At 63.5% G+C, this 16,954-nt stretch carries 21 protein-coding genes and 1 tRNA gene; 13 read left to right on the top strand and 9 right to left on the bottom strand.

The features are described from left to right. Window positions 1-8: 8 nt before the first annotated feature. Window positions 9-1,445, bottom strand: a complete 1,437-nt coding sequence (locus ACFPAH_RS02410) for a murein hydrolase activator EnvC family protein (RefSeq protein WP_379740068.1) — start codon at window positions 1,443-1,445, stop codon at window positions 9-11. Window positions 1,446-1,448: 3 nt separating this feature from the next. Next, entirely contained in the window at window positions 1,449-2,195 is a 747-nt protein-coding gene (gene gpmA / locus ACFPAH_RS02405) for a 2,3-diphosphoglycerate-dependent phosphoglycerate mutase (RefSeq protein ID WP_379740065.1), read from the bottom strand. A 170-nt stretch (window positions 2,196-2,365) separates the two neighbouring features. Between gpmA and ACFPAH_RS02400 the strand changes: the two genes are divergently transcribed. The 5 genes from ACFPAH_RS02400 (at window position 2,366) to ACFPAH_RS02380 (ending at window position 5,376) form a co-directional block, all read left to right on the top strand. Continuing rightward, window positions 2,366-2,767, top strand: a complete 402-nt coding sequence (locus ACFPAH_RS02400) for a rhodanese-like domain-containing protein (protein WP_379740237.1) — start codon at window positions 2,366-2,368, stop codon at window positions 2,765-2,767. Between the two features lie 22 nt (window positions 2,768-2,789). Continuing rightward, window positions 2,790-3,053: a glutaredoxin 3 gene (grxC, locus tag ACFPAH_RS02395; protein WP_379740062.1), complete on the top strand. Its 264-nt coding sequence runs from the start codon at window positions 2,790-2,792 to the stop codon at window positions 3,051-3,053. Window positions 3,054-3,280: 227 nt separating this feature from the next. Continuing rightward, complete coding sequence (gene secB / locus ACFPAH_RS02390) at window positions 3,281-3,742, top strand: protein-export chaperone SecB (RefSeq protein WP_136221540.1); 462 nt, start codon at window positions 3,281-3,283, stop codon at window positions 3,740-3,742. 138 nt (window positions 3,743-3,880) lie between these two features. Then, window positions 3,881-4,336 (top strand): SH3 domain-containing protein, encoded by a 456-nt coding sequence (locus ACFPAH_RS02385; RefSeq protein ID WP_379740058.1) that lies wholly within the window; start codon window positions 3,881-3,883, stop codon window positions 4,334-4,336. Between the two features lie 26 nt (window positions 4,337-4,362). Beyond that, a complete protein-coding gene (locus tag ACFPAH_RS02380) occupies window positions 4,363-5,376 on the top strand; it encodes an NAD(P)H-dependent glycerol-3-phosphate dehydrogenase (protein WP_379740055.1) in 1,014 nt (337 codons plus the stop codon). 74 nt (window positions 5,377-5,450) lie between these two features. Here the strand turns inward: ACFPAH_RS02380 and ACFPAH_RS02375 are convergent, their stop codons facing one another. The 4 genes from ACFPAH_RS02375 to mscL are packed head-to-tail and all read right to left on the bottom strand — an operon-like array spanning window position 5,451 to window position 8,159. Then, window positions 5,451-5,825, bottom strand: a complete 375-nt coding sequence (locus ACFPAH_RS02375; RefSeq protein WP_379740052.1) for a cupin domain-containing protein — start codon at window positions 5,823-5,825, stop codon at window positions 5,451-5,453. 16 nt (window positions 5,826-5,841) lie between these two features. Next, window positions 5,842-6,531 (bottom strand): DUF2461 domain-containing protein, encoded by a 690-nt coding sequence (locus ACFPAH_RS02370; protein WP_379740049.1) that lies wholly within the window; start codon window positions 6,529-6,531, stop codon window positions 5,842-5,844. An 18-nt stretch (window positions 6,532-6,549) separates the two neighbouring features. Continuing rightward, window positions 6,550-7,734, bottom strand: coding sequence for a Do family serine endopeptidase (locus tag ACFPAH_RS02365; protein WP_379740046.1), 1,185 nt, complete (start codon window positions 7,732-7,734; stop codon window positions 6,550-6,552). Next, entirely contained in the window at window positions 7,731-8,159 is a 429-nt protein-coding gene (gene mscL, locus ACFPAH_RS02360; RefSeq protein WP_379740043.1) for a large conductance mechanosensitive channel protein MscL, read from the bottom strand. Before mscL ends, ACFPAH_RS02365 begins: the two co-directional genes overlap by 4 nt. A 310-nt stretch (window positions 8,160-8,469) precedes the next feature. Between mscL and petA the strand changes: the two genes are divergently transcribed. The 8 genes from petA (at window position 8,470) to ACFPAH_RS02320 (ending at window position 14,468) form a co-directional block, all read left to right on the top strand. Then, window positions 8,470-9,084, top strand: coding sequence for a ubiquinol-cytochrome c reductase iron-sulfur subunit (gene petA, locus ACFPAH_RS02355; protein ID WP_379740040.1), 615 nt, complete (start codon window positions 8,470-8,472; stop codon window positions 9,082-9,084). A 1-nt stretch (window position 9,085) separates the two neighbouring features. Then, window positions 9,086-10,501 carry a cytochrome b gene (locus tag ACFPAH_RS02350; RefSeq protein ID WP_379740037.1) on the top strand — a complete coding sequence of 472 codons (1,416 nt, stop codon included), beginning with the start codon at window positions 9,086-9,088 and terminating at the stop codon, window positions 10,499-10,501. Between the two features lie 30 nt (window positions 10,502-10,531). Continuing rightward, a complete protein-coding gene (locus ACFPAH_RS02345) occupies window positions 10,532-11,293 on the top strand; it encodes a cytochrome c1 (RefSeq protein ID WP_379740034.1) in 762 nt (253 codons plus the stop codon). Window positions 11,294-11,392: 99 nt separating this feature from the next. Further along, window positions 11,393-12,004: a glutathione S-transferase N-terminal domain-containing protein gene (locus ACFPAH_RS02340; RefSeq protein WP_056342583.1), complete on the top strand. Its 612-nt coding sequence runs from the start codon at window positions 11,393-11,395 to the stop codon at window positions 12,002-12,004. Window positions 12,005-12,245: 241 nt separating this feature from the next. After that, on the top strand, window positions 12,246-12,728 hold the full coding sequence (locus ACFPAH_RS02335; RefSeq protein ID WP_379740031.1) for a ClpXP protease specificity-enhancing factor: 483 nt from the start codon (window positions 12,246-12,248) through the stop codon (window positions 12,726-12,728). Between the two features lie 27 nt (window positions 12,729-12,755). Continuing rightward, window positions 12,756-12,831 (top strand) — tRNA-Thr (locus ACFPAH_RS02330). A 130-nt stretch (window positions 12,832-12,961) separates the two neighbouring features. Continuing rightward, window positions 12,962-13,552, top strand: a complete 591-nt coding sequence (locus ACFPAH_RS02325) for a DUF2939 domain-containing protein (RefSeq protein ID WP_379740028.1) — start codon at window positions 12,962-12,964, stop codon at window positions 13,550-13,552. Window positions 13,553-13,697: 145 nt separating this feature from the next. Continuing rightward, on the top strand, window positions 13,698-14,468 hold the full coding sequence (locus tag ACFPAH_RS02320; RefSeq protein ID WP_379740025.1) for a GIN domain-containing protein: 771 nt from the start codon (window positions 13,698-13,700) through the stop codon (window positions 14,466-14,468). A 7-nt stretch (window positions 14,469-14,475) separates the two neighbouring features. Here the strand turns inward: ACFPAH_RS02320 and ACFPAH_RS02315 are convergent, their stop codons facing one another. The 3 genes from ACFPAH_RS02315 to ACFPAH_RS02305 all read right to left on the bottom strand — a co-directional run bounded on the left by ACFPAH_RS02315 (window position 14,476) and on the right by ACFPAH_RS02305 (window position 16,946). After that, a complete protein-coding gene (locus ACFPAH_RS02315; protein WP_379740022.1) occupies window positions 14,476-14,787 on the bottom strand; it encodes a BON domain-containing protein in 312 nt (103 codons plus the stop codon). A 95-nt stretch (window positions 14,788-14,882) separates the two neighbouring features. Further along, window positions 14,883-15,989: a tetratricopeptide repeat protein gene (locus tag ACFPAH_RS02310; protein WP_379740019.1), complete on the bottom strand. Its 1,107-nt coding sequence runs from the start codon at window positions 15,987-15,989 to the stop codon at window positions 14,883-14,885. An 18-nt stretch (window positions 15,990-16,007) separates the two neighbouring features. Continuing rightward, window positions 16,008-16,946 (bottom strand): type II secretion system F family protein, encoded by a 939-nt coding sequence (locus ACFPAH_RS02305; RefSeq protein ID WP_379740016.1) that lies wholly within the window; start codon window positions 16,944-16,946, stop codon window positions 16,008-16,010. Window positions 16,947-16,954: the final 8 nt, after the last annotated feature.

Below are 16,954 nucleotides of genomic sequence, written 5' to 3'. Positions count from 1 at the left end.
CCTCAATCCTAGAATTTCACCCAGCTCGCCGGGTCGAAGGCTTTGCCCAGATGCCTGAGTTCAAAGTATAGACCCGATTCTTCGTTACCGCCGGTGTTGCCCGCACTGGCGATCGGCTCGCCGGCCCGTACCGCATCGCCCAGCCGTTTCAGCAGGGTCTGGTTATTGGCGTAGATCGACAGGTAATCGCCGCCATGGTCGATGATGATCAGGTTGCCGAAACCGCGCATCCAGCCCGAGTGCACCACCCGGCCCAGCGCCACGGCGCGCACTTCGGTGCCTTCCGGCGCCTTGATGAACATGCCTTTCCAGCTCGGGCCGTCGCCGCCGCGCTTGGCGCCGAAGCGCGCCGCGATGGTGCCGCTGACCGGGGAGCTCAGGCGTCCGCGCATGGCGGCAAAGGCGCCCTTGGGCGCGGCCGGGGCCAGCGAAATGTCCGGCGTCTCGTCTTCTTCGACGGGCTTGGGCGCCTCGGCCACGCGCGGCTCTTCCGGCAGCGGCTTCGGTGGCGGCTTGCCCGCTTTCGCCGCTTCCCGCGCCAGGCGGTCGCGCTCGGCTTTCGCGGCGGCGCGGGCCAGGGCGCGCTCCTTCTCCCTGGCGGCGGCCTCGGCCGCTGCCTTGGCACGTGCCGCCGCCAGCGCTTCACGGCGCTTGCGTTCGGCTTCGGCCTGTTCGCGGATCAGGCGCGTCAACTGGTCGACCAGGCCGGTCATGCGCTGCTCGTCGCGCTGCAGGCTGTCGGCCTGCTTGCGCTGGGCGACCAGCTTGCTCGACAGCTCGCCGAGCAGGGCTGCGCGCCGCAGTTTTTCCTTTTCCAGCACGGCTTTCTGGTCGCGCTGCTCCTCGGCGATTTCCTCGAGCTCGACCTTGGCGTTCTCGACCTTCGCGCGGTTTTCCTCGACCTGCGCCAGGTTCGCGTTCAGCGAGGCGAGCAATTTCGCCTGGGCCTGCGACACGTAGGCCATCATTTGCAGGTCGCGGTTGATGCGGTTCGGGTTGTCGCCCGAGAGCAGCAGTTTGATCCGGTCTTCGTTGCCGGCCACATAGTGCTCACGCAATAGGGCCGACAATTGTTTCTTCTGACCAACAATTGTCAGTGCCAGCCGTTCTTGTTCGGTGGCGAGGTCGCGCAGGCGCAGATTGGTGTTCTCTTGCTCTTGCGCGAGGTCGCGCAGCGAGCGGTTGGCGTTCGAGATCGCCTCTTCCGACTCGGCCAGCGTGTCGGCGACGTCCTCCTTTTCGCTTTCGGTGCGGCTGATCTCTTTTTTGAGGGCCGTCAGCTTTTGCTGGATGCCGGCACGCTTGGCCTCGGCAGCCGCCTTCTGGCGGCTGCGCTCGGTCGGCTTGGAAGGCGCGCCGACCGCGGCAGCGTTCGGCGCAGCCAAGCTGATCGCCAGCGCGCACAGCAGTGCGGCGCTGGCCAACTTCTTCTTTGGAAAACGCAAGGCTTACTTCGCCTTCCCTTGGTTCGCGACGGCGGCCACGGCGGCAGCGATCGCATCCTGGTCGCCCAGGTAGTAGTGGCGGATCGGCTTCAGGTTCTCGTCCAGTTCGTAGACGAGCGGCTGGCCGTTCGGGATGTTCAGGCTGACGATGTCTTCGTCGCTGATGTTGTCGAGCATCTTGATCAGGGCGCGCAGGCTGTTGCCGTGGGCCGAGATCAGGATCTGCTTGCCGGCGCGGATGGCCGGGGCGATTTCTTGTTCCCAGGCCGGCATCACGCGCGCCACCGTATCTTTCAGGCACTCGGTCAATGGAATGCTTTCTTTCGGCAGGCCGGCGTAGCGCGGGTCCTTGAACGAGGCGCGCTCGTCGGACGCATCCAGGGCCGGCGGCGGCGTGTCGTAGCTGCGGCGCCAGACCAGCACCTGCTCGTCGCCGTATTTCGCGGCCGTCTCGGCCTTGTCCAGTCCCTGCAGGGCGCCGTAGTGGCGCTCGTTCAGGCGCCAGTCGTTCTTGATCGGCAGGTACATCTGGTCCATTTCGTCGAGCGCCAGCCACAGCGTGCGGATCGCGCGCTTCAGGACCGAGGTATACGCCAGGTCGAAGGCGAAGCCGGCTTCGCGCAGGACGCGGCCCGCGCTGCGCGCTTCGTTGATGCCTTTTTCGGTGAGGTCGACGTCGACCCAGCCGGTGAAGCGGTTGGCCAGGTTCCAGGTGGATTCGCCGTGGCGCATGAATACGATTTTGTACATAAGCTCTTCTTCAAATTAAAAAAAACCTGCCGGGAAGCGTGGTCGGCATGGCGCGGCGCCCGGGGCTGCCTGCGCCGAACGCCTGCGGCCGCCTCTCGCTATCCCAAAAAATATTCCTGTCCGGCTTCTATTTTATAATGGGCGGATTGAGTTCAACCATTGGAAGCCTTGTGAAATTCATCCTCGATAATATCCTCTTCGTCGCACTTGCCGCTGTTTCCGGTGGTGCACTGCTGTGGCCAGCCCTGGCGCCGCGCGGCCGGCGCGCGACGCCGCTGCAAGTTACCCAGCTCATCAACCGCGGCAAGACCACGCTGATCGACGTGCGCAGCGCCGACGAATTTGCCGCTGGTCATGTGCGCGACGCAAAAAACATTCCGCTGGCAGACTTGGGCAATCGGATCGGCGAACTGGAGAAGTCGAAAACCCGCACCATCGTCGTCGTTTGCCAGGCTGGCACCCGTTCGGACAAGGCCGTGCGCCAGCTCAAGGCTGCCGGCTTCGAAGACGCGCTCGGCCTGGAAGGCGGCATGACGGCCTGGACCGCTGCCGGTTTGCCGGTGACCAAGTAAATCAAGACAGGAAGGAAAAACGATGACCGCTCATGTTGTGCTCTACCATACCGCCAGCTGCCCTTATTGCGTGCGCGCCGAGCGCCTGCTCGAAGCGAAGGGCGTGACCGACATCGAACGCATCCGCGTCGACCTCGACCCGGAACAGCGCCAGATCATGATGCAAAAGACGGGCCGCCGTACCGTGCCGCAAATCTATGTGGGCGAGACCCACGTCGGCGGCTTCGACGATTTATATGCGCTCGACCAGGCCGGCCGCCTCGACCCGATGCTCAAGGGCGAATAAAAAAACCGCGGCCGCACGGGCGCGCTGCGCGCCGCTGCCCGGTTTCGCCTCGTATTCCATGGGTGGGCCAGGCGGCCTGCCCGACCCCGCCGAACTGCCTTCAGGGGACCGTGGTCAAACCGCTATTGCATCCAAATTGATTTTGATACAATTGCCGTTGCGTTTGACGCCAAGCCCATCGGGGGCGGCGCTTTGCCATCCCCTCTACTTCACAACGAAAGCGTTCCATGTCTGACGAAAACCTGCAACCAGTATTCCAAATCCAACGCGTCTACCTGAAAGACATGTCGCTGGAACAGCCGAATTCCCCGGCCATCTTCCTCGAGCAAGAAGCTCCGACGATCGAAGTCTCGCTCGACGTCGGCGCCGAAGCGATCGCCGATGGCATCTACGAGTCGACCGTGACGATCACTGTGACCGCCAAGGTCAAGGACAAGGTCGCTTTCCTGGTCGAAGGCAAGCAAGGCGGCATCTTCGAAGCACGCAACATCCCTGCCGACCAGATGGACCCGCTGCTCGGCATCGGCTGCCCGAACATCGTTTATCCTTACCTGCGTAGCAACATTGCCGACGTGATCACCCGTGCCGGCTTCCCGCCAGTGCACCTGGCCGAGATCAACTTCGAAGTGTTCTACCAGCAGCGCCGCCAGGCAATGGCTGAAGCCGCCGCCGCAGCGCCGGCAAACTAAGCATCACCTAGCAACCATGTTGCCCATCACCAGCGCCGCGCCTCCGTGGCGGGCGCTGGTGCTCTGTTTTCCTCCCCTAGACCTTCGCTGTTGCGCCCCATCCCGGCGTCCGGCCTTGCCGCATCCGGACAGCGCGCCATGACCGCCTCCCGCGTGTTTGCCAAGGTACTCGCCAGCCTGCTGCTGGCACTGGCAGGCAGCCCTGCCGGCGCTTTCGATTTCCGCTCGGTCGGCCAGAGCGCCGTCGTGCTCTACGATGCGCCGTCGAGCAGGAGCACCCGGCGCTACGTCGCCCCGCCCGGCATGCCGGTCGAGATCCTTTCCCGCTACGGTATCTGGGTCAAGGTGCGCGACATCGACGGCGACACGGCCTGGACCGAAGCCAAAGGCTTGTCCGCGCGGCGCCATGTCGTGGTCAAGGCGCCACAGGCGCGGGTCCGCGCCGCCGCCGACGACAATGCGGCTCTCTTGATGACCGCCGACAAGGGCGTGCTGCTGGAACTGGTGGATCCGCAGGCGGGCGAATGGGTCCGGGTCCGGCACCAGGACGGCATCGGCGGCTTTGTCCGCGCCTTTGAAGTGTGGGGCATTTGAATCAAACCATGTAGGAACTGATAACCATGAACAAGATTACCGTCCTGGGCGCGGGTGCCTGGGGCACCGCCGTCGCCATCGCCCTGGCCGCGCGCAACGACGTACTGCTGTGGGGCCGCAATCCGGCCCAAATGGCCGCTACCGACGCGGCGCGCGAAAACACGACTTACCTGCCGGGGCAAGCCCTGCCCGACTCCTTGCGCGTCACGGCCGACTTCGAGGCGGCGCTGGCGCATGTCGAAGCCGCGCGTGAAGACGAACAAGCTCTGCTGATTGCGGCTTGCCCGGTGGCCGGGCTGCGTCCCCTGCTCGAGCAATTAAAGGGCCGCGCCATTCCGAACGTGGTCTGGCTCTGTAAAGGTTTCGAATACGGCACCGGCCTGCTGCCGCACCAGGTGGTGCGCGACATCCTGGGAGAGAAGGTGCCCGGCGCTGCGCTGTCGGGCCCGTCCTTCGCCCAGGAAGTGGCGCGCGGCCTGCCATGCGCGCTGACGGTCGCATCCGACTCCGCCGAGCTGCGCGACCGCGTGGTCGCCGCGATACACGGCGGCAACCTGCGCGTCTACGCCTGCGACGACCTGATCGGCGTGGAAGTGGGCGGCGCGGTGAAAAACGTGCTGGCGATCGCCACCGGCACTGCCGACGGCCTCGGGCTCGGACTGAATGCGCGCGCGGCCCTGATCACGCGCGGACTGGCCGAAATCACCCGTCTCGGCACGGCGCTCGGCGGGCGTGCCGGCACCTTCATGGGATTGACGGGGATGGGCGACCTGATCCTGACCTGCACTGGCGACCTGTCGCGCAACCGCCGCGTAGGCCTGGCGCTGGCCCAGGGCAAGCCGCTCGCCACCATCGTGGCCGAACTGGGCCATGTGGCCGAGGGCGTGCCGTGCTCGAAGGCAGTGCGCGAGCTGGCCGCGAAGCTGGGTGTGGAGATGCCGATTACCGATGCGGTGGCGGCGGTGCTGTTTGACGGCTACGATGCCGCCGAGATGGCGAAACAGTTGCTGGCGCGCGATCCGCGCGATGAGTTAGCGTAGGGTGGCGCATTCGTTTTAGTTTTAATATAAGAGCGGGCGCGCCGGCGCCCGCTCTTGGCCGGCGCAGCCTTGAATCAGTTCCCCTGCCCGCGCGGATCCCGGGTCGGCCCGCCGGTCCGCACCGGACCCAACAAGATCGTCATGAGGGCCACCGCATCCTGGTTGGCGCGGATCGCATGCGGTTCGCCGCCGGCCAGGTAGACCATCTCGTTCGGGCGCAGCACGATTGTGCGGCCGTGGGCGTCGAAGGCGATTTCGCCTTCCAGGCACAGGAGCGTCATTTCGCCCTCGACCCGGTGCTCGGGCATCGGCTTGTCGGTCGTGACGACCAGCCGGATCAGTTCCATGTGCTCGGTCTTCGCCAGGGCAATCGACGTGAAATTCGCGATATCGTCTTCGCCCCGGTGCAAGGCGATCCGTTCACCCGATGCTGCGTGTTGCAAGGCCATGTCGCCTCCTTTGACTTTACTCTTCGTCGTTAGTGTGGGGCACTCCGCGCAGCCAGGTCACGAGCGCGAAGGCGTCCTGAAATCCGCGCGCCAGCCGCGGCACCAGCTCGTCCGGATCGTTTACCTTCAGCGGCAATTCGGTCCACACGAAAAAGCTTTTGAGCTTGATGTGTTCGATGTGCGGGTGCGCAGGATCGAAACCTTTTGGCGGACGCTGCAGTTTGTCTTCGTCCAGCAGGTCGCCGTAGGTCGCGCGCAGGTGTTTATTCTTTAACATTTTTGCGAAACCTGTCGCATCGTTGACCACGTGTTCGCGGATCGCTTTCAGGCGCGCGGGTGGCGGCAGGTATTCGCCGGCACCGATACCCAACGTACCATTGCCGTCGATCTGGAAGTAATAGGTCGATCCGCCGCCTTCGCTCGGACGGCGCCGGTTGTTCGGCGTGATCCCGGCCGAAAAGCGCGTTTTATAAGGGGTCTTGTCGTTCGAGAAGCGGATGTCGCGGTTGATGCGGAACATTGCCTTTTTCGGATCGACGGCGGCGATTTGCCGGTCGAAACAGGACAATTCGCGGATCAATTCGGTAACGACCTCGAGGAACTCTTCGCGCAGGATGTCGTAGCGCGGTTTGTTCATGATGAACCAGGGACGGGTATTGTTTTCGCTCAGTTCGGCAAGGAATTGCGTCAGGTCACGCAGATGCATGGAAAGTCCAAAAAATAATCAGGGTTTGGGGCGCGGACGCTTGCCGACGGTCACATCGACCGTCGATTCGCGATTCTGGCGCATCAGTTTCAATTTGGCCTTGGCGCCGGGCGCCAGCTGGGCGATGAGGTTGAGCATTTCGCCGGTATTGGCCACGGCCTTGCCCTCGACCGCCAGCAGGATGTCGCCGGGGCGCACGCCGGCACGGTCGGCCGGGCCGTTGCGTACGACGCCGGCGATGATGGCGCCGCTCTTGCGTCCCAGCCCGAAACTGTCGGCCAGCTCGGGCGTGATGTCCTGCGACTCGATGCCGATCCAGCCGCGCACCACTTGCCCGTGCTTGATGATCGATTCGAGCACGGTGCGTGCGGTCGAGACGGGAATGGCGAAGCCGATGCCGATCGAGCCGCCGGTCTGGGAATAAATCGCCGAATTGATGCCGAGCAGGTTGCCGTGGATGTCGACCAGCGCGCCACCCGAATTGCCGAAGTTGATGGCAGCATCGGTCTGGATAAAATTTTCGAAGTGGTTGATGTGCAGGTTGTTGCGGCCCAGGGCCGAGATGATGCCCATCGTCACGGTCTGGCCGACGCCGAAGGGGTTGCCGATCGCCAGCACGACGTCGCCGACGCGCGCCTGGTCGGGCTCGCCGAGCACCATCACCGGCAGGTTGCGTTCGCCGATGCGGATCACGGCCAGGTCGGTTTCCGGATCGGTGCCGACGATGCGGGCCGAGGCCTTGCGGCCGTCGGCCAGGCCGACCTCGATCTGGTCGGCCCCTTCGACCACGTGGAAGTTGGTGATGATGTACCCCTCGCTGCTGACGATGACGCCGGAACCGAGGCTCGAGAGCTGCTCTTCGGGCGGCAGGCGGTCGCCGAAGAAACGTCGGAAAAAGGGATCTTTCAGGATCGGATGGGCTTCACGCGAGGCCTTGCTGGTGAGGATATTGACCACCGCCGGCATCGCGCGGCCGGCGGCGTCGCGGTAGCTGGCCGCCGGCGGGCCCGCCTGCCCCTGCAGCACGGGCACCGTACGCGCGCCGGGGCCCACCGGCACCTGGACCGGCGAGCGCCCCAGCCAGTCGGGCTGGAGCGCCGCCACCACGAAATACAGGGCGAGCGCGACAGTCACCACTTGGGCGAACAGCAGCCAGAGGCGGCGCGCCGCGCTCGGGCGGGTAACGATCAGGTCATCTTTCACTTTTTATGTGTCAAGGCATCGCGGATTTCACGCAGCAGGACCACGTCTTCCGGGGTGGCAGGCGCTTTCGCCTCATCCGCAGGCAGGACGCGCTGGCGCAGCCGGTTCATCAGGCGCACCATCTGGAAAATGATGAAAGCGAGGATGATGAAATTCAGCAAAATCGTCAGGAAGTTACCGTACGCAATAACGGCGCCGGCTTTTTTGGCTTCCGCCAGCGCCATGCCGGTAGCCTGTCCATTCAGGGGAATATAATAATTGGCAAAATCGAGTCCGCCGAACAGCCGGCCGATCGGCGGCATGATGACATCTTGCACCAGCGAATCGACGATGCGCCCGAAGGCCCCGCCAATGATCACGCCAACCGCAAGGTCGACCACATTGCCACGCATGGCAAACTGCCTGAATTCATTCATCATCGACATGGCGACCCCTGAGTTAGCAAAATAGCTAATGTGATGATACCGCAACCCTCAACGCATGTTCGCACAAGCGCTCCTTGCGTTGTATTGCTGCCCGGTTCGCGCGCGCGACAAGCACCGGTGCGCGCTGATCCGGCCCGCGGCGGCAGCGCTTTTGCAGGTTTTAAATGGTCCGGGAGGCAGGTCCATGCCACAGTTAATGCACACTCAAACATTTTTCTCCAATAAAGATTGCCATTCACATATAATTTTGTGTTGCTGCAAGCTCTTGATTGATTCTCTAGATTCGTAATTTCACGGAGTGGGGTTGGGTATGAGTAATGAAAAGCAGGTCGATTCAGGCCGACGCGGCTTGCTCGTCGCGACATGCGCGGCGGGTGGGGTAGTCGGTGTGGCCACGGCAGGTGCATTGGTCAGTACGTTCCAACCGTCCGAGCGGGCCAAGGCTGCCGGCGCTCCGGTGGAAGTGGATATCTCCGACGTCAAGCCGGGCGAGATGAAGGTGGTGGAATGGCGCGGCAAGCCGGTGTGGATTTTGCGCCGCACCCCGGAAATGCTGGCCAGCCTGCCGAAGAATGACAGCCTGGTGGCCGATCCCAACTCCGAAAAAGTCTTCCAGCTCGACATGCCGGAGTACGCGAAGAACGAATTCCGCGCCCGGCCCGAGCACAAGGAAGTGCTCGTCACCGTGGGCATCTGCTCGCACCTGGGCTGCTCGCCCTCTTCGCGCCTGAGCGAAGGCCCGCAGCCGAACCTGCCGGATAACTGGCATGGCGGCTTCCTGTGCCCTTGCCACGGGTCGACCTTCGACCTGGCCGGCCGTGTGTTCAAGAACAAGCCGGCGCCGACGAACATGGACATCCCGCCGTACATGTACCTGTCCGACAACAAGATCGTGATCGGCAAAGACGAGAAAGGCGAGGCATAACATGGGCGCCGCATTCAAGGAAACGAAACTGCCGGACAACGCACCGGCGGGCCACAAGGCGCTGGCCTGGGTCGACGACCGCTTCCCGCTGTCGAAACTCTGGAACGACCAGTGGGGCAAGTACTACGCCCCGAAAAACTTCAATATCTGGTACCTGTTCGGCTCGCTTGCGATGCTGATCCTGGTGCTGCAGATCGTGACCGGCATCTTTTTGACGATGCACTACAAACCGGACGCCAACCTGGCCTTCGGCAGCGTCGAATACATCATGCGTGAAGTACCCTGGGGCTGGCTGGTGCGCTACATGCACTCGACCGGCGCTTCGGCGTTCTTCATCGTGGTCTACCTGCATATGACCCGCGCCCTGCTCTACGGTTCCTACCGCAAGCCGCGCGAATTGATCTGGCTCTTCGGTTTCGCGATCTTCCTGTGCCTGATGGCGGAAGCCTTCTTCGGCTACCTGCTGCCATGGGGCCAGATGTCGTACTGGGGCGCCCAGGTGATCGTCAACCTGTTCGGCGCCATCCCCGTGATCGGACCGGACCTGTCGCTGTGGATCCGCGGCGATTACGTCGTGTCGGACGCGACCCTGAACCGCTTCTTCGCCTTCCACGTCATCGCCCTGCCGCTGGTGCTGCTGGGCCTGGTCGCGGCGCACCTGATCGCACTGCACGAAGTCGGCTCGAACAATCCGGATGGCATCGAAGTCAAAAACACGATCGGCGCCGATGGCCACCCGGTCGATGCGATTCCGTCGCATCCGTACTACACGACCAAGGACTTGTTCGGCGTCTCGATGTTCCTGCTGATCTTCTCGGCGGTCGTGTTCTTCGCGCCGGAAATGGGCGGCTACTTCCTGGAGTACAACAACTTCATCCCGGCCGATTCGATGAAGACGCCGAACCACATCGCGCCGACCTGGTATTTCACGCCGTTCTACTCGGTGCTGCGCGCCACCACGGCCGACTTCATGTATGTGCTGATGGCGGCGATCGCGCTGTACGTCGTGTTCATCTGGATGAAATCGCGCCTGTCGTTCAAGGCCAAGGTCACGATCGCCGTCATCGCGCTGGTCCTGATCATCGGCATGCTGCCGCAGGTGCTGGAAGCGAAATTCTGGGGCGTGGTGCTGTTCGGCGCGTCGGTGGTGATCATCGGCTTCCTGCCGTGGCTCGACCACTCGCCGGCGCGCTCGATCCGCTACCGTCCGAACTGGCACAAGTGGGTCCTGGCCCTGTTCGGCCTGACCTTCCTGGCCCTGGGCTACCTCGGTACCCAGCTGCCGACGCCGGCGTACACCATCATTTCCCAGGTGTGCACGCTGTTGTACTTCAGCTTCTTCCTCCTCATGCCATGGTGGAGCACGGCCGGCCGCTTCAAGCCGGTACCGACGCGCGTGACCTTCACCCCGCATTGATCGCCACCGGAACCGAGCTTAAGGACAACCATGAACTTCACGAAGAAACTGATCGCGGTCCTGGCGCTGGTGCCGGGGCTGGCATTTGCGGCCGAAGGCACTTTCCCGCTCGACCGCGCACCGGAGCGCAGCGACATGGTGTCGCTGCAAAACGGCGCCAAGCTGTTCGTCAACTACTGCCTGAACTGCCATTCGGCATCGTCGATGCGCTACAATCGCCTGCGCGATCTCGGCCTCACGGATGAGCAGATCAAGAACAACCTGTTGTTCTCGGCAGACAAGGTCGGCGAGATGATGACGACGGCGCTGCGCCCGGCCGACGCCAAGGCCTGGTTCGGGGCGGTGCCGCCGGACCTGTCGGTGATTGCACGGGCCAAGTCGTCGCCGGCAGGCTCGGGCGCCGATTACCTGTACACCTACCTGCGCACCTTCTACAAGGACGACGAGCGCCCGACCGGCTGGAACAACCTGGTGGTGCCGAACGTGGCGATGCCGCACGCAATGTGGCAACTGCAGGGCGTGCGCACGGTCAAGATGGTCGACACCCCGGATCCGCACGACGCCAGCAAGACGATCCACAAGTTCGCCGGCTTCGAGCAGGTGGCGCCGGGCACCATGACGGCAACCGAGTTCGACACGGCGACGGCCGACCTGGTTGCCTACCTGAGTTGGATGGCTGAGCCAGCGCAAGGGACGCGCAAGAAGCTCGGTGCTATCGTGTTGATTTTCCTGTCGATCTTTGCCTTCCTGGCCTGGCGCTTGAACGCCTCTTACTGGAAAGATCTGAAGTAATTCGTTTTCATTGCCCGCTTGGCTATAATATGGGCAATTATTTTTTCGGGGTGAGTCGCTCGGCGCTTCACCCCTTTGTTTCTTAAGGAACGACCCACCATGATGGTTCTCTACTCCGGCACCACGTGCCCGTTCTCCCAACGCTGCCGCCTGGTCCTGTTCGAAAAAGGCATGGATTTCGAGGTGCGTGACGTCGACCTGTTCAACAAGCCGGAAGACATCTCGACGATGAACCCCTACGGCCAAGTCCCGATCCTGGTCGAGCGTGAACTGATCCTGTACGAGTCGAACATCATCAACGAGTACATCGACGAGCGCTTCCCGCACCCGCAGCTGATGCCGGCCGACCCGCTGATGCGTGCCCGCGCGCGCCTGATGCTGTTCAACTTCGAGAAGGAACTGTTCGTCCACGTGCACGTCCTCGAAAGCGACCGCAACAAGACGAACGAAAAGGCCCACGACAAGGCGCGCGCCGAAATCCGCGACCGCCTGACGACGCTGGCCCCGCTGTTCCTGAAGAACAAGTACATGCTGGGCGACGAGTTCTCGATGCTGGACGTGGCGATTGCGCCGCTGCTGTGGCGCCTGGACCACTACGGTATCGAACTGTCGAAGACGGCCGCGCCACTGATGAAGTACGCCGAGCGCATCTTCTCGCGCCCTGCCTACATCGAAGCGCTGACCCCGTCGGAAAAGGTCATGCGCCGTTAACGGCGGCGACCGGAAGCGAATGCGCTGGGGCCCGGCCTCGCCCGGCTCCGCGCACTCGCCCTGGTCTCTCTTCCTTGCGCCGGTATTGCGACGTCGTTTGACAATTCGCAGTAAACTGGCGCCTCGCGTAGCTGGCCGCTGCACCCAGGCTACGCGCGGCAGCTCCACCCGCGCCGCGCCGAATGCGGCGGCGCATCCGTTTGCCGGCCCATCAACGGATTATTGTTACTCTCATTTGCACATGCCTGACATCTCCACCAAGCCCTACCTGCTGCGCGCCATCTACGAATGGTGCACCGACAGCGGTTTCACGCCGTACCTCGCCGTGAAGGTCGACGCGGCCACGACGGTTCCGATGGAATACGTCAGGAAGGGCGAGATCATCCTCAACATCAGCTACGGCGCCACCTCGGGGCTGAAAATGGACAACGAGGCGATCCAGTTCCGTGCCCGCTTCGCCGGCGTGTCGCGCGAGATCTATGTGCCGGTGCATAACGTACTGGCGATCTACGCCAACGAAAACGGCCAGGGCATGGCCTTCGAGGTCAGCACCACGGCAGCCGAGATGCCGGCGCCAGAGGCAGAACCGGCGAGCGCGCCAGGCTTGTCGGCCGTGCCCGGCGGGACCAACGACGCCGCCACGGCAACGCTGTCGCATTCGCCCGACGACGACACGGACCCGCCTAAAAAAGGCGGCCGCCCGACACTGACCCGGATTAAATAGCGTTATAATTCCTGCCGTACAGATTACGCCGGCTTAGCTCATTTGGTAGAGCAGTTGATTTGTAATCATCAGGTGGCCAGTTCGAAACCGGCAGCCGGCACCAACAGCAGCAAGCAGCATGCGCTAAAAGCCCAGCCTACCCGGCTGGGCTTTTTTGCTTTAACCGCGAGGAAACAGCGGGCACCCGCCGTCAAACCGGAACAGATGCTTGGCCGGCTACACTGGTCAAACCGATGCGATCAACATTCTGGGGTGAATACACGATGAAACGACGTCATGCCCTCGGTGCGGCAGGCACGCTCGCTGCGGTCCTTGCCCTGACCAGCTATGCGAGTCCGTATTGGACCTTGCACCGCATGAACACGGCCATTGCCGAAAAGGACGCCGAGCGTTTTTCCAGCTACGTCGACTTCCCGGCTTTGCGCGCGAGTGTCAAAGGACAGGTGCTGGCCGCGATGAACCAGCGGTTGTCGAGCCGCGGCCTGGAGGACAGCCCGTTTGCCGGCATTGGCAAGATGATGGGTGCGGCCCTGATCAACCCGATCATCGATGCTGCGGTTTCTCCGGCGGGCGTGATGGCGATGTTTGAATCGGGCAGGCTCCGGCCCTTGCCGGGCCCGCCCGCAGAGAATCCGCCCCAGGAGCAGGCAAGGACGCAATCGGAAAGCGCCGATTATGCAGTCGCCTACCAGACCTGGAGCAGGGTCGCGATCTACCAGCCGGGCAGCGATACGGGCCGCTTCATCCTGAACCGTACCGGCCTGTGGAGCTGGCAACTGGCGGCACTCGAGTTTCCCACGTCCGCTATCGACTCGGCCAGGTAAATCGGCACTATTGACGCCGAGCCTGGCGGCGTTCCATCGCCGTTTCCACGTTTTATGCCGCCTATTGTGCAGCCCGTCGCAGAGCCCGCGCCTGGCGCCGGTCACGGATCTATAGTGCCAGCACACCACGATCACGGAGACGACCATGAACAATCTGTTCCGCACCACCCTGCTGGCCACGGCCTTGACCCTCACCGCGGGCGCTGCCCTGGCGGCCGATATCGTGCGCGAAACGCGTACGGTCGATGCGCGCGTGACCCGGGTCAAGCTGGACGGTGTGGTCGACCTCGTTGTGCGCCAGGGTGGCAGCCCATCGCTCGTGCTCGCAGGCGAACGGGACGACATTGCACGCGTCACAACGCGCCAGCGCGGCGAAACGCTGGAGATCGACACCGAACGCCGCAACAACTGGAACGCCGGCAAGCGCAACCCGCGCTTGCGCGCCGAGCTCACCGTGCCGAACCTGACCGAGTTCGTGTCGGAGGGTGTCGGGGCCAGCACGGTCAGCGGTTTTGGCGGAGACAAGATCGTGCTTGCCCTCGACGGCGCGGGGAGCGTGACGCTGGCCGGCAATTACCGCCACATCGATGCCCGTCTCGGCGGCGCCGGCAGCCTCACGATCGACGCGGCAAAAGCGGAACGGATGGACCTGGCGCTGCGCGGTGCAGGCCAAATGGCCGTGACGGGCCAGACGCGCACCTTGCATGCGACGCTCGCTGGCGTCGGCAACCTGGACGCCGAGAAGCTGCGCGCCGAAATCGTCGACCTCGACATGAGCGGCCTTGGCGGCGCCACCGTGCATGCCAGCGCAGCGGTTGACGTCAACCTGAGCGGCATGGGATCGGCGACCGTATATGGCAAGCCCGCGCGGCGTAACGCCACCACTGGTGGCCTGGGCCGGGTGAACTGGCGCTAGGCCCGCGCTACCTCAGGAGCGTGTTGTTGCGTACTTCCTTGACCCCTTTGACCTCGCGCGCGATCTGGGCCGCCTTCTGGGCGCTCTCGCGCGAGTCGACGAAGCCGCTCAGTTGCACCGTGCCCCGGAAGGTCTCCACCTGAACCTCGGTGGCCTTGACGACGGGATCGGCGGCCAGGGCTGCCTTGACCTTGCTGGTGATGACGGCGTCGTCGACGTACTCGCCCGTGCCCCGGCTCGTGCCGGTTGCCGCGCAACCGGCCAGCATGAAAACCATGCAGGCGGCGAGGATGGCAGTGAAACGCTGTGCAATGCTCATGGCAACACTCCCGTGAAATGAGGTGATAAGGCCTCATTTTCGGGTTCCTTTGTCGCCAGGGTTTGATACGGAACAAACGTGCCTATGGGGCTGTGTCAGGGCGCTGACGGCGCCGATTGTGCAGCCGCATAGCTTTGCCCCTGTTCGGATGCCGGCCGCAGCGTGAGCGTTCCCTTGCCGAGATCGCGGCCGAGGATCAGGCGCATGTCGGTCGGCTTGCATGTGTCGACTTGCACTACCTGGACTTTGTCGAAGCTTCCGGCAAGACGTTCGGCCAGCCGTTCGGCGGCCTCGCGGAAATCGGCGCCGTGCTCGATGCGCGTGCGGCGCACATTAAATCCCTTTGCGTTGCTCAGGCGCGTGACCTGTAGCTGGTCGTCCTTGAACTGGCGCGAGAGTGCACGCGCCATCCCGACCACGCCATTTCCATTACGAATTTCGAGCAAGACCAGGGCGGGCCGCCTTTCAGCTGGCGCCAGCGGAACCGGTTCGCGCGGCGGCAAGGCGGCAACGGCCTGCTGCGACGGCACGCGCAGCAGTTCGAGCGTACCGTCGGCGGCGGTGCGCACTTCGGTCACGGCCCAGCCAGGGTCGGGACGCGCCGGCATGGCGACGGCCGCTTCGATCGCCGCCACGGCTGTGCCGCCGACGGCAGCATGGTCGCTTTGGAAGTTGTGCTCGCGCAGGGTCTTGGCCTGGCGCAGCATCGCATCGGCACGCTCGAACTGGCCGAGGTGGCGCAGCGATTCGCCCAGGTTGTGCCAGGCGCGGTGATCGAGCGGATCGAGCACACAGGCCCGCTCCAGCGTGGCAACGGCCTGCTGGTAGTCTCCGCCCAGCAGGTAGGCATAGCCGAGGTTGGTAAACAGGTAGGCGGCCTCCGGTCCGGCACCTGCGGCGAGTTCGTCGGTCAGGGCGCGCCAGATCGGGATGGCCTGGGCGAAGTCACCCTGCCGCGCGTAGGCCGCAGCCAGCGCGTTGCGCGCACGCACGTGGTGCGGCGCCGTTGCCAGCACCGTGCGGTAGGCGGCGATGGCCTCCTCGTAGCGGCCGGCGAGGTGATGCTGGCGGGCGCCGTCGTAGGCGAGGTCGACGTCGATCTGCCGCGCCCGCTCGGGATGGCGCCCGACATCGGCGCAGGCAATCAGCAGCGTGCCGGCGCACAGGATCGACATTTTCTTGAGCATCATGCAGGTAGACATCGTCATACTCCTATCGAATCATTCTGTGCCGCTGAGTGCACCCAATGTGCGGGTCAGCTGCATGACCGCCGGTCCTAACAGCACCATCAGCAGCGTTGGAAAAATGCAGAAAATAAGGGGAAACAGCAGTTTCAGTCCGATCTTGGCCGCGCATTCCTCGGCCAGCATGCGGCGTTTGGTACGCAGGTTTTCGGAATAGACGCGCAGCGAATCGCCGACACTGGTGCCGAAGCGTTCGGACTGGATCAGCATGGCCACCAGCGTATCGATATCGTCCACGCCACTGCGCAGGGCGAAGTTACGCAGGGCCTTTTCCTTGCTAAAGCCTGCGCGCATTTCCATCAGCACGAGCTGCAATTCCTGCGCCAGCGTCACGCTTTTAATATGAATCTCGCCGGCGACCTTGACGAAGGCGCGTTCCAGGCTCAAACCGGCCTCGACGCAGACGGTCAGCAAATCGAGTGCATCAGGGAGCGTTTCGAAGATTTCGCGCTTGCGGCGACGCACGATGCGGTTCAAAGCGACGTTCGGCAGGTAGTAACCGACCGTGGCCGTCAGCAGCAACAGCAACAGCAGCTTGCTCCCCGCGAGCATGATGACCGAGGCTGCGACGAGCACGCCGACGGTCGCCGGCCCGGCCAGCGCCAGCGCGGTTTTCGACGCGAAGAACAGGGTCGGTGCGACTGGGGTACGCCAGCCGGCATTCATGAAGCGGGTACGCAGCGCCGAGTTTTCCCAGCCCTCTTCCGGCACCGACAGTTTCATCAGCGGCTGGGTGGCCTTGGCGACGCGCTCGACCCATCCATCCGATTCGAGCGCGGTGGCCTCGGATTTGCCGCTGAAGCGGCGCAGGCGGGTACGCAGTGCGACCGGCGCGAACAGCATCATCGCCAGCCAGGCCAACGCGCAAACAATGGCGAAGACGATCAACAGGAAGACTAATTGTGCAGAATTCATTGCAGCTC

It is taken from the genome of Massilia sp. GCM10023247 (assembly GCF_042653325.1).
In the GTDB taxonomy this organism is placed as follows: Bacteria; Pseudomonadota; Gammaproteobacteria; order Burkholderiales; family Burkholderiaceae_D; genus Telluria.
This window is presented reverse-complemented; position numbering and strand designations above follow the sequence as displayed.

Coding starts and splice junctions, on each gene's coding strand:
- ACFPAH_RS02380 (WP_379740055.1), top strand. CDS start 4,363: ATGAACAAGATTACCGTCCTGGGCGCGGGTGCCTGGGGCACCGCCGTC.
- ACFPAH_RS02370 (WP_379740049.1), bottom strand. CDS start 6,531: ATGCATCTGCGTGACCTGACGCAATTCCTTGCCGAACTGAGCGAAAAC.
- ACFPAH_RS02350 (WP_379740037.1), top strand. CDS start 9,086: ATGGGCGCCGCATTCAAGGAAACGAAACTGCCGGACAACGCACCGGCG.
- gpmA (WP_379740065.1), bottom strand. CDS start 2,195: ATGTACAAAATCGTATTCATGCGCCACGGCGAATCCACCTGGAACCTG.
- ACFPAH_RS02305 (WP_379740016.1), bottom strand. CDS start 16,946: ATGAATTCTGCACAATTAGTCTTCCTGTTGATCGTCTTCGCCATTGTT.
- mscL (WP_379740043.1), bottom strand. CDS start 8,159: ATGTCGATGATGAATGAATTCAGGCAGTTTGCCATGCGTGGCAATGTG.
- secB (WP_136221540.1), top strand. CDS start 3,281: ATGTCTGACGAAAACCTGCAACCAGTATTCCAAATCCAACGCGTCTAC.
- ACFPAH_RS02315 (WP_379740022.1), bottom strand. CDS start 14,787: ATGAGCATTGCACAGCGTTTCACTGCCATCCTCGCCGCCTGCATGGTT.
- ACFPAH_RS02345 (WP_379740034.1), top strand. CDS start 10,532: ATGAACTTCACGAAGAAACTGATCGCGGTCCTGGCGCTGGTGCCGGGG.
- ACFPAH_RS02340 (WP_056342583.1), top strand. CDS start 11,393: ATGATGGTTCTCTACTCCGGCACCACGTGCCCGTTCTCCCAACGCTGC.
- ACFPAH_RS02375 (WP_379740052.1), bottom strand. CDS start 5,825: ATGGCCTTGCAACACGCAGCATCGGGTGAACGGATCGCCTTGCACCGG.
- ACFPAH_RS02325 (WP_379740028.1), top strand. CDS start 12,962: ATGCGATCAACATTCTGGGGTGAATACACGATGAAACGACGTCATGCC.
- ACFPAH_RS02385 (WP_379740058.1), top strand. CDS start 3,881: ATGACCGCCTCCCGCGTGTTTGCCAAGGTACTCGCCAGCCTGCTGCTG.
- ACFPAH_RS02335 (WP_379740031.1), top strand. CDS start 12,246: ATGCCTGACATCTCCACCAAGCCCTACCTGCTGCGCGCCATCTACGAA.
- grxC (WP_379740062.1), top strand. CDS start 2,790: ATGACCGCTCATGTTGTGCTCTACCATACCGCCAGCTGCCCTTATTGC.
- ACFPAH_RS02310 (WP_379740019.1), bottom strand. CDS start 15,989: ATGTCTACCTGCATGATGCTCAAGAAAATGTCGATCCTGTGCGCCGGC.
- ACFPAH_RS02320 (WP_379740025.1), top strand. CDS start 13,698: ATGAACAATCTGTTCCGCACCACCCTGCTGGCCACGGCCTTGACCCTC.
- petA (WP_379740040.1), top strand. CDS start 8,470: ATGAGTAATGAAAAGCAGGTCGATTCAGGCCGACGCGGCTTGCTCGTC.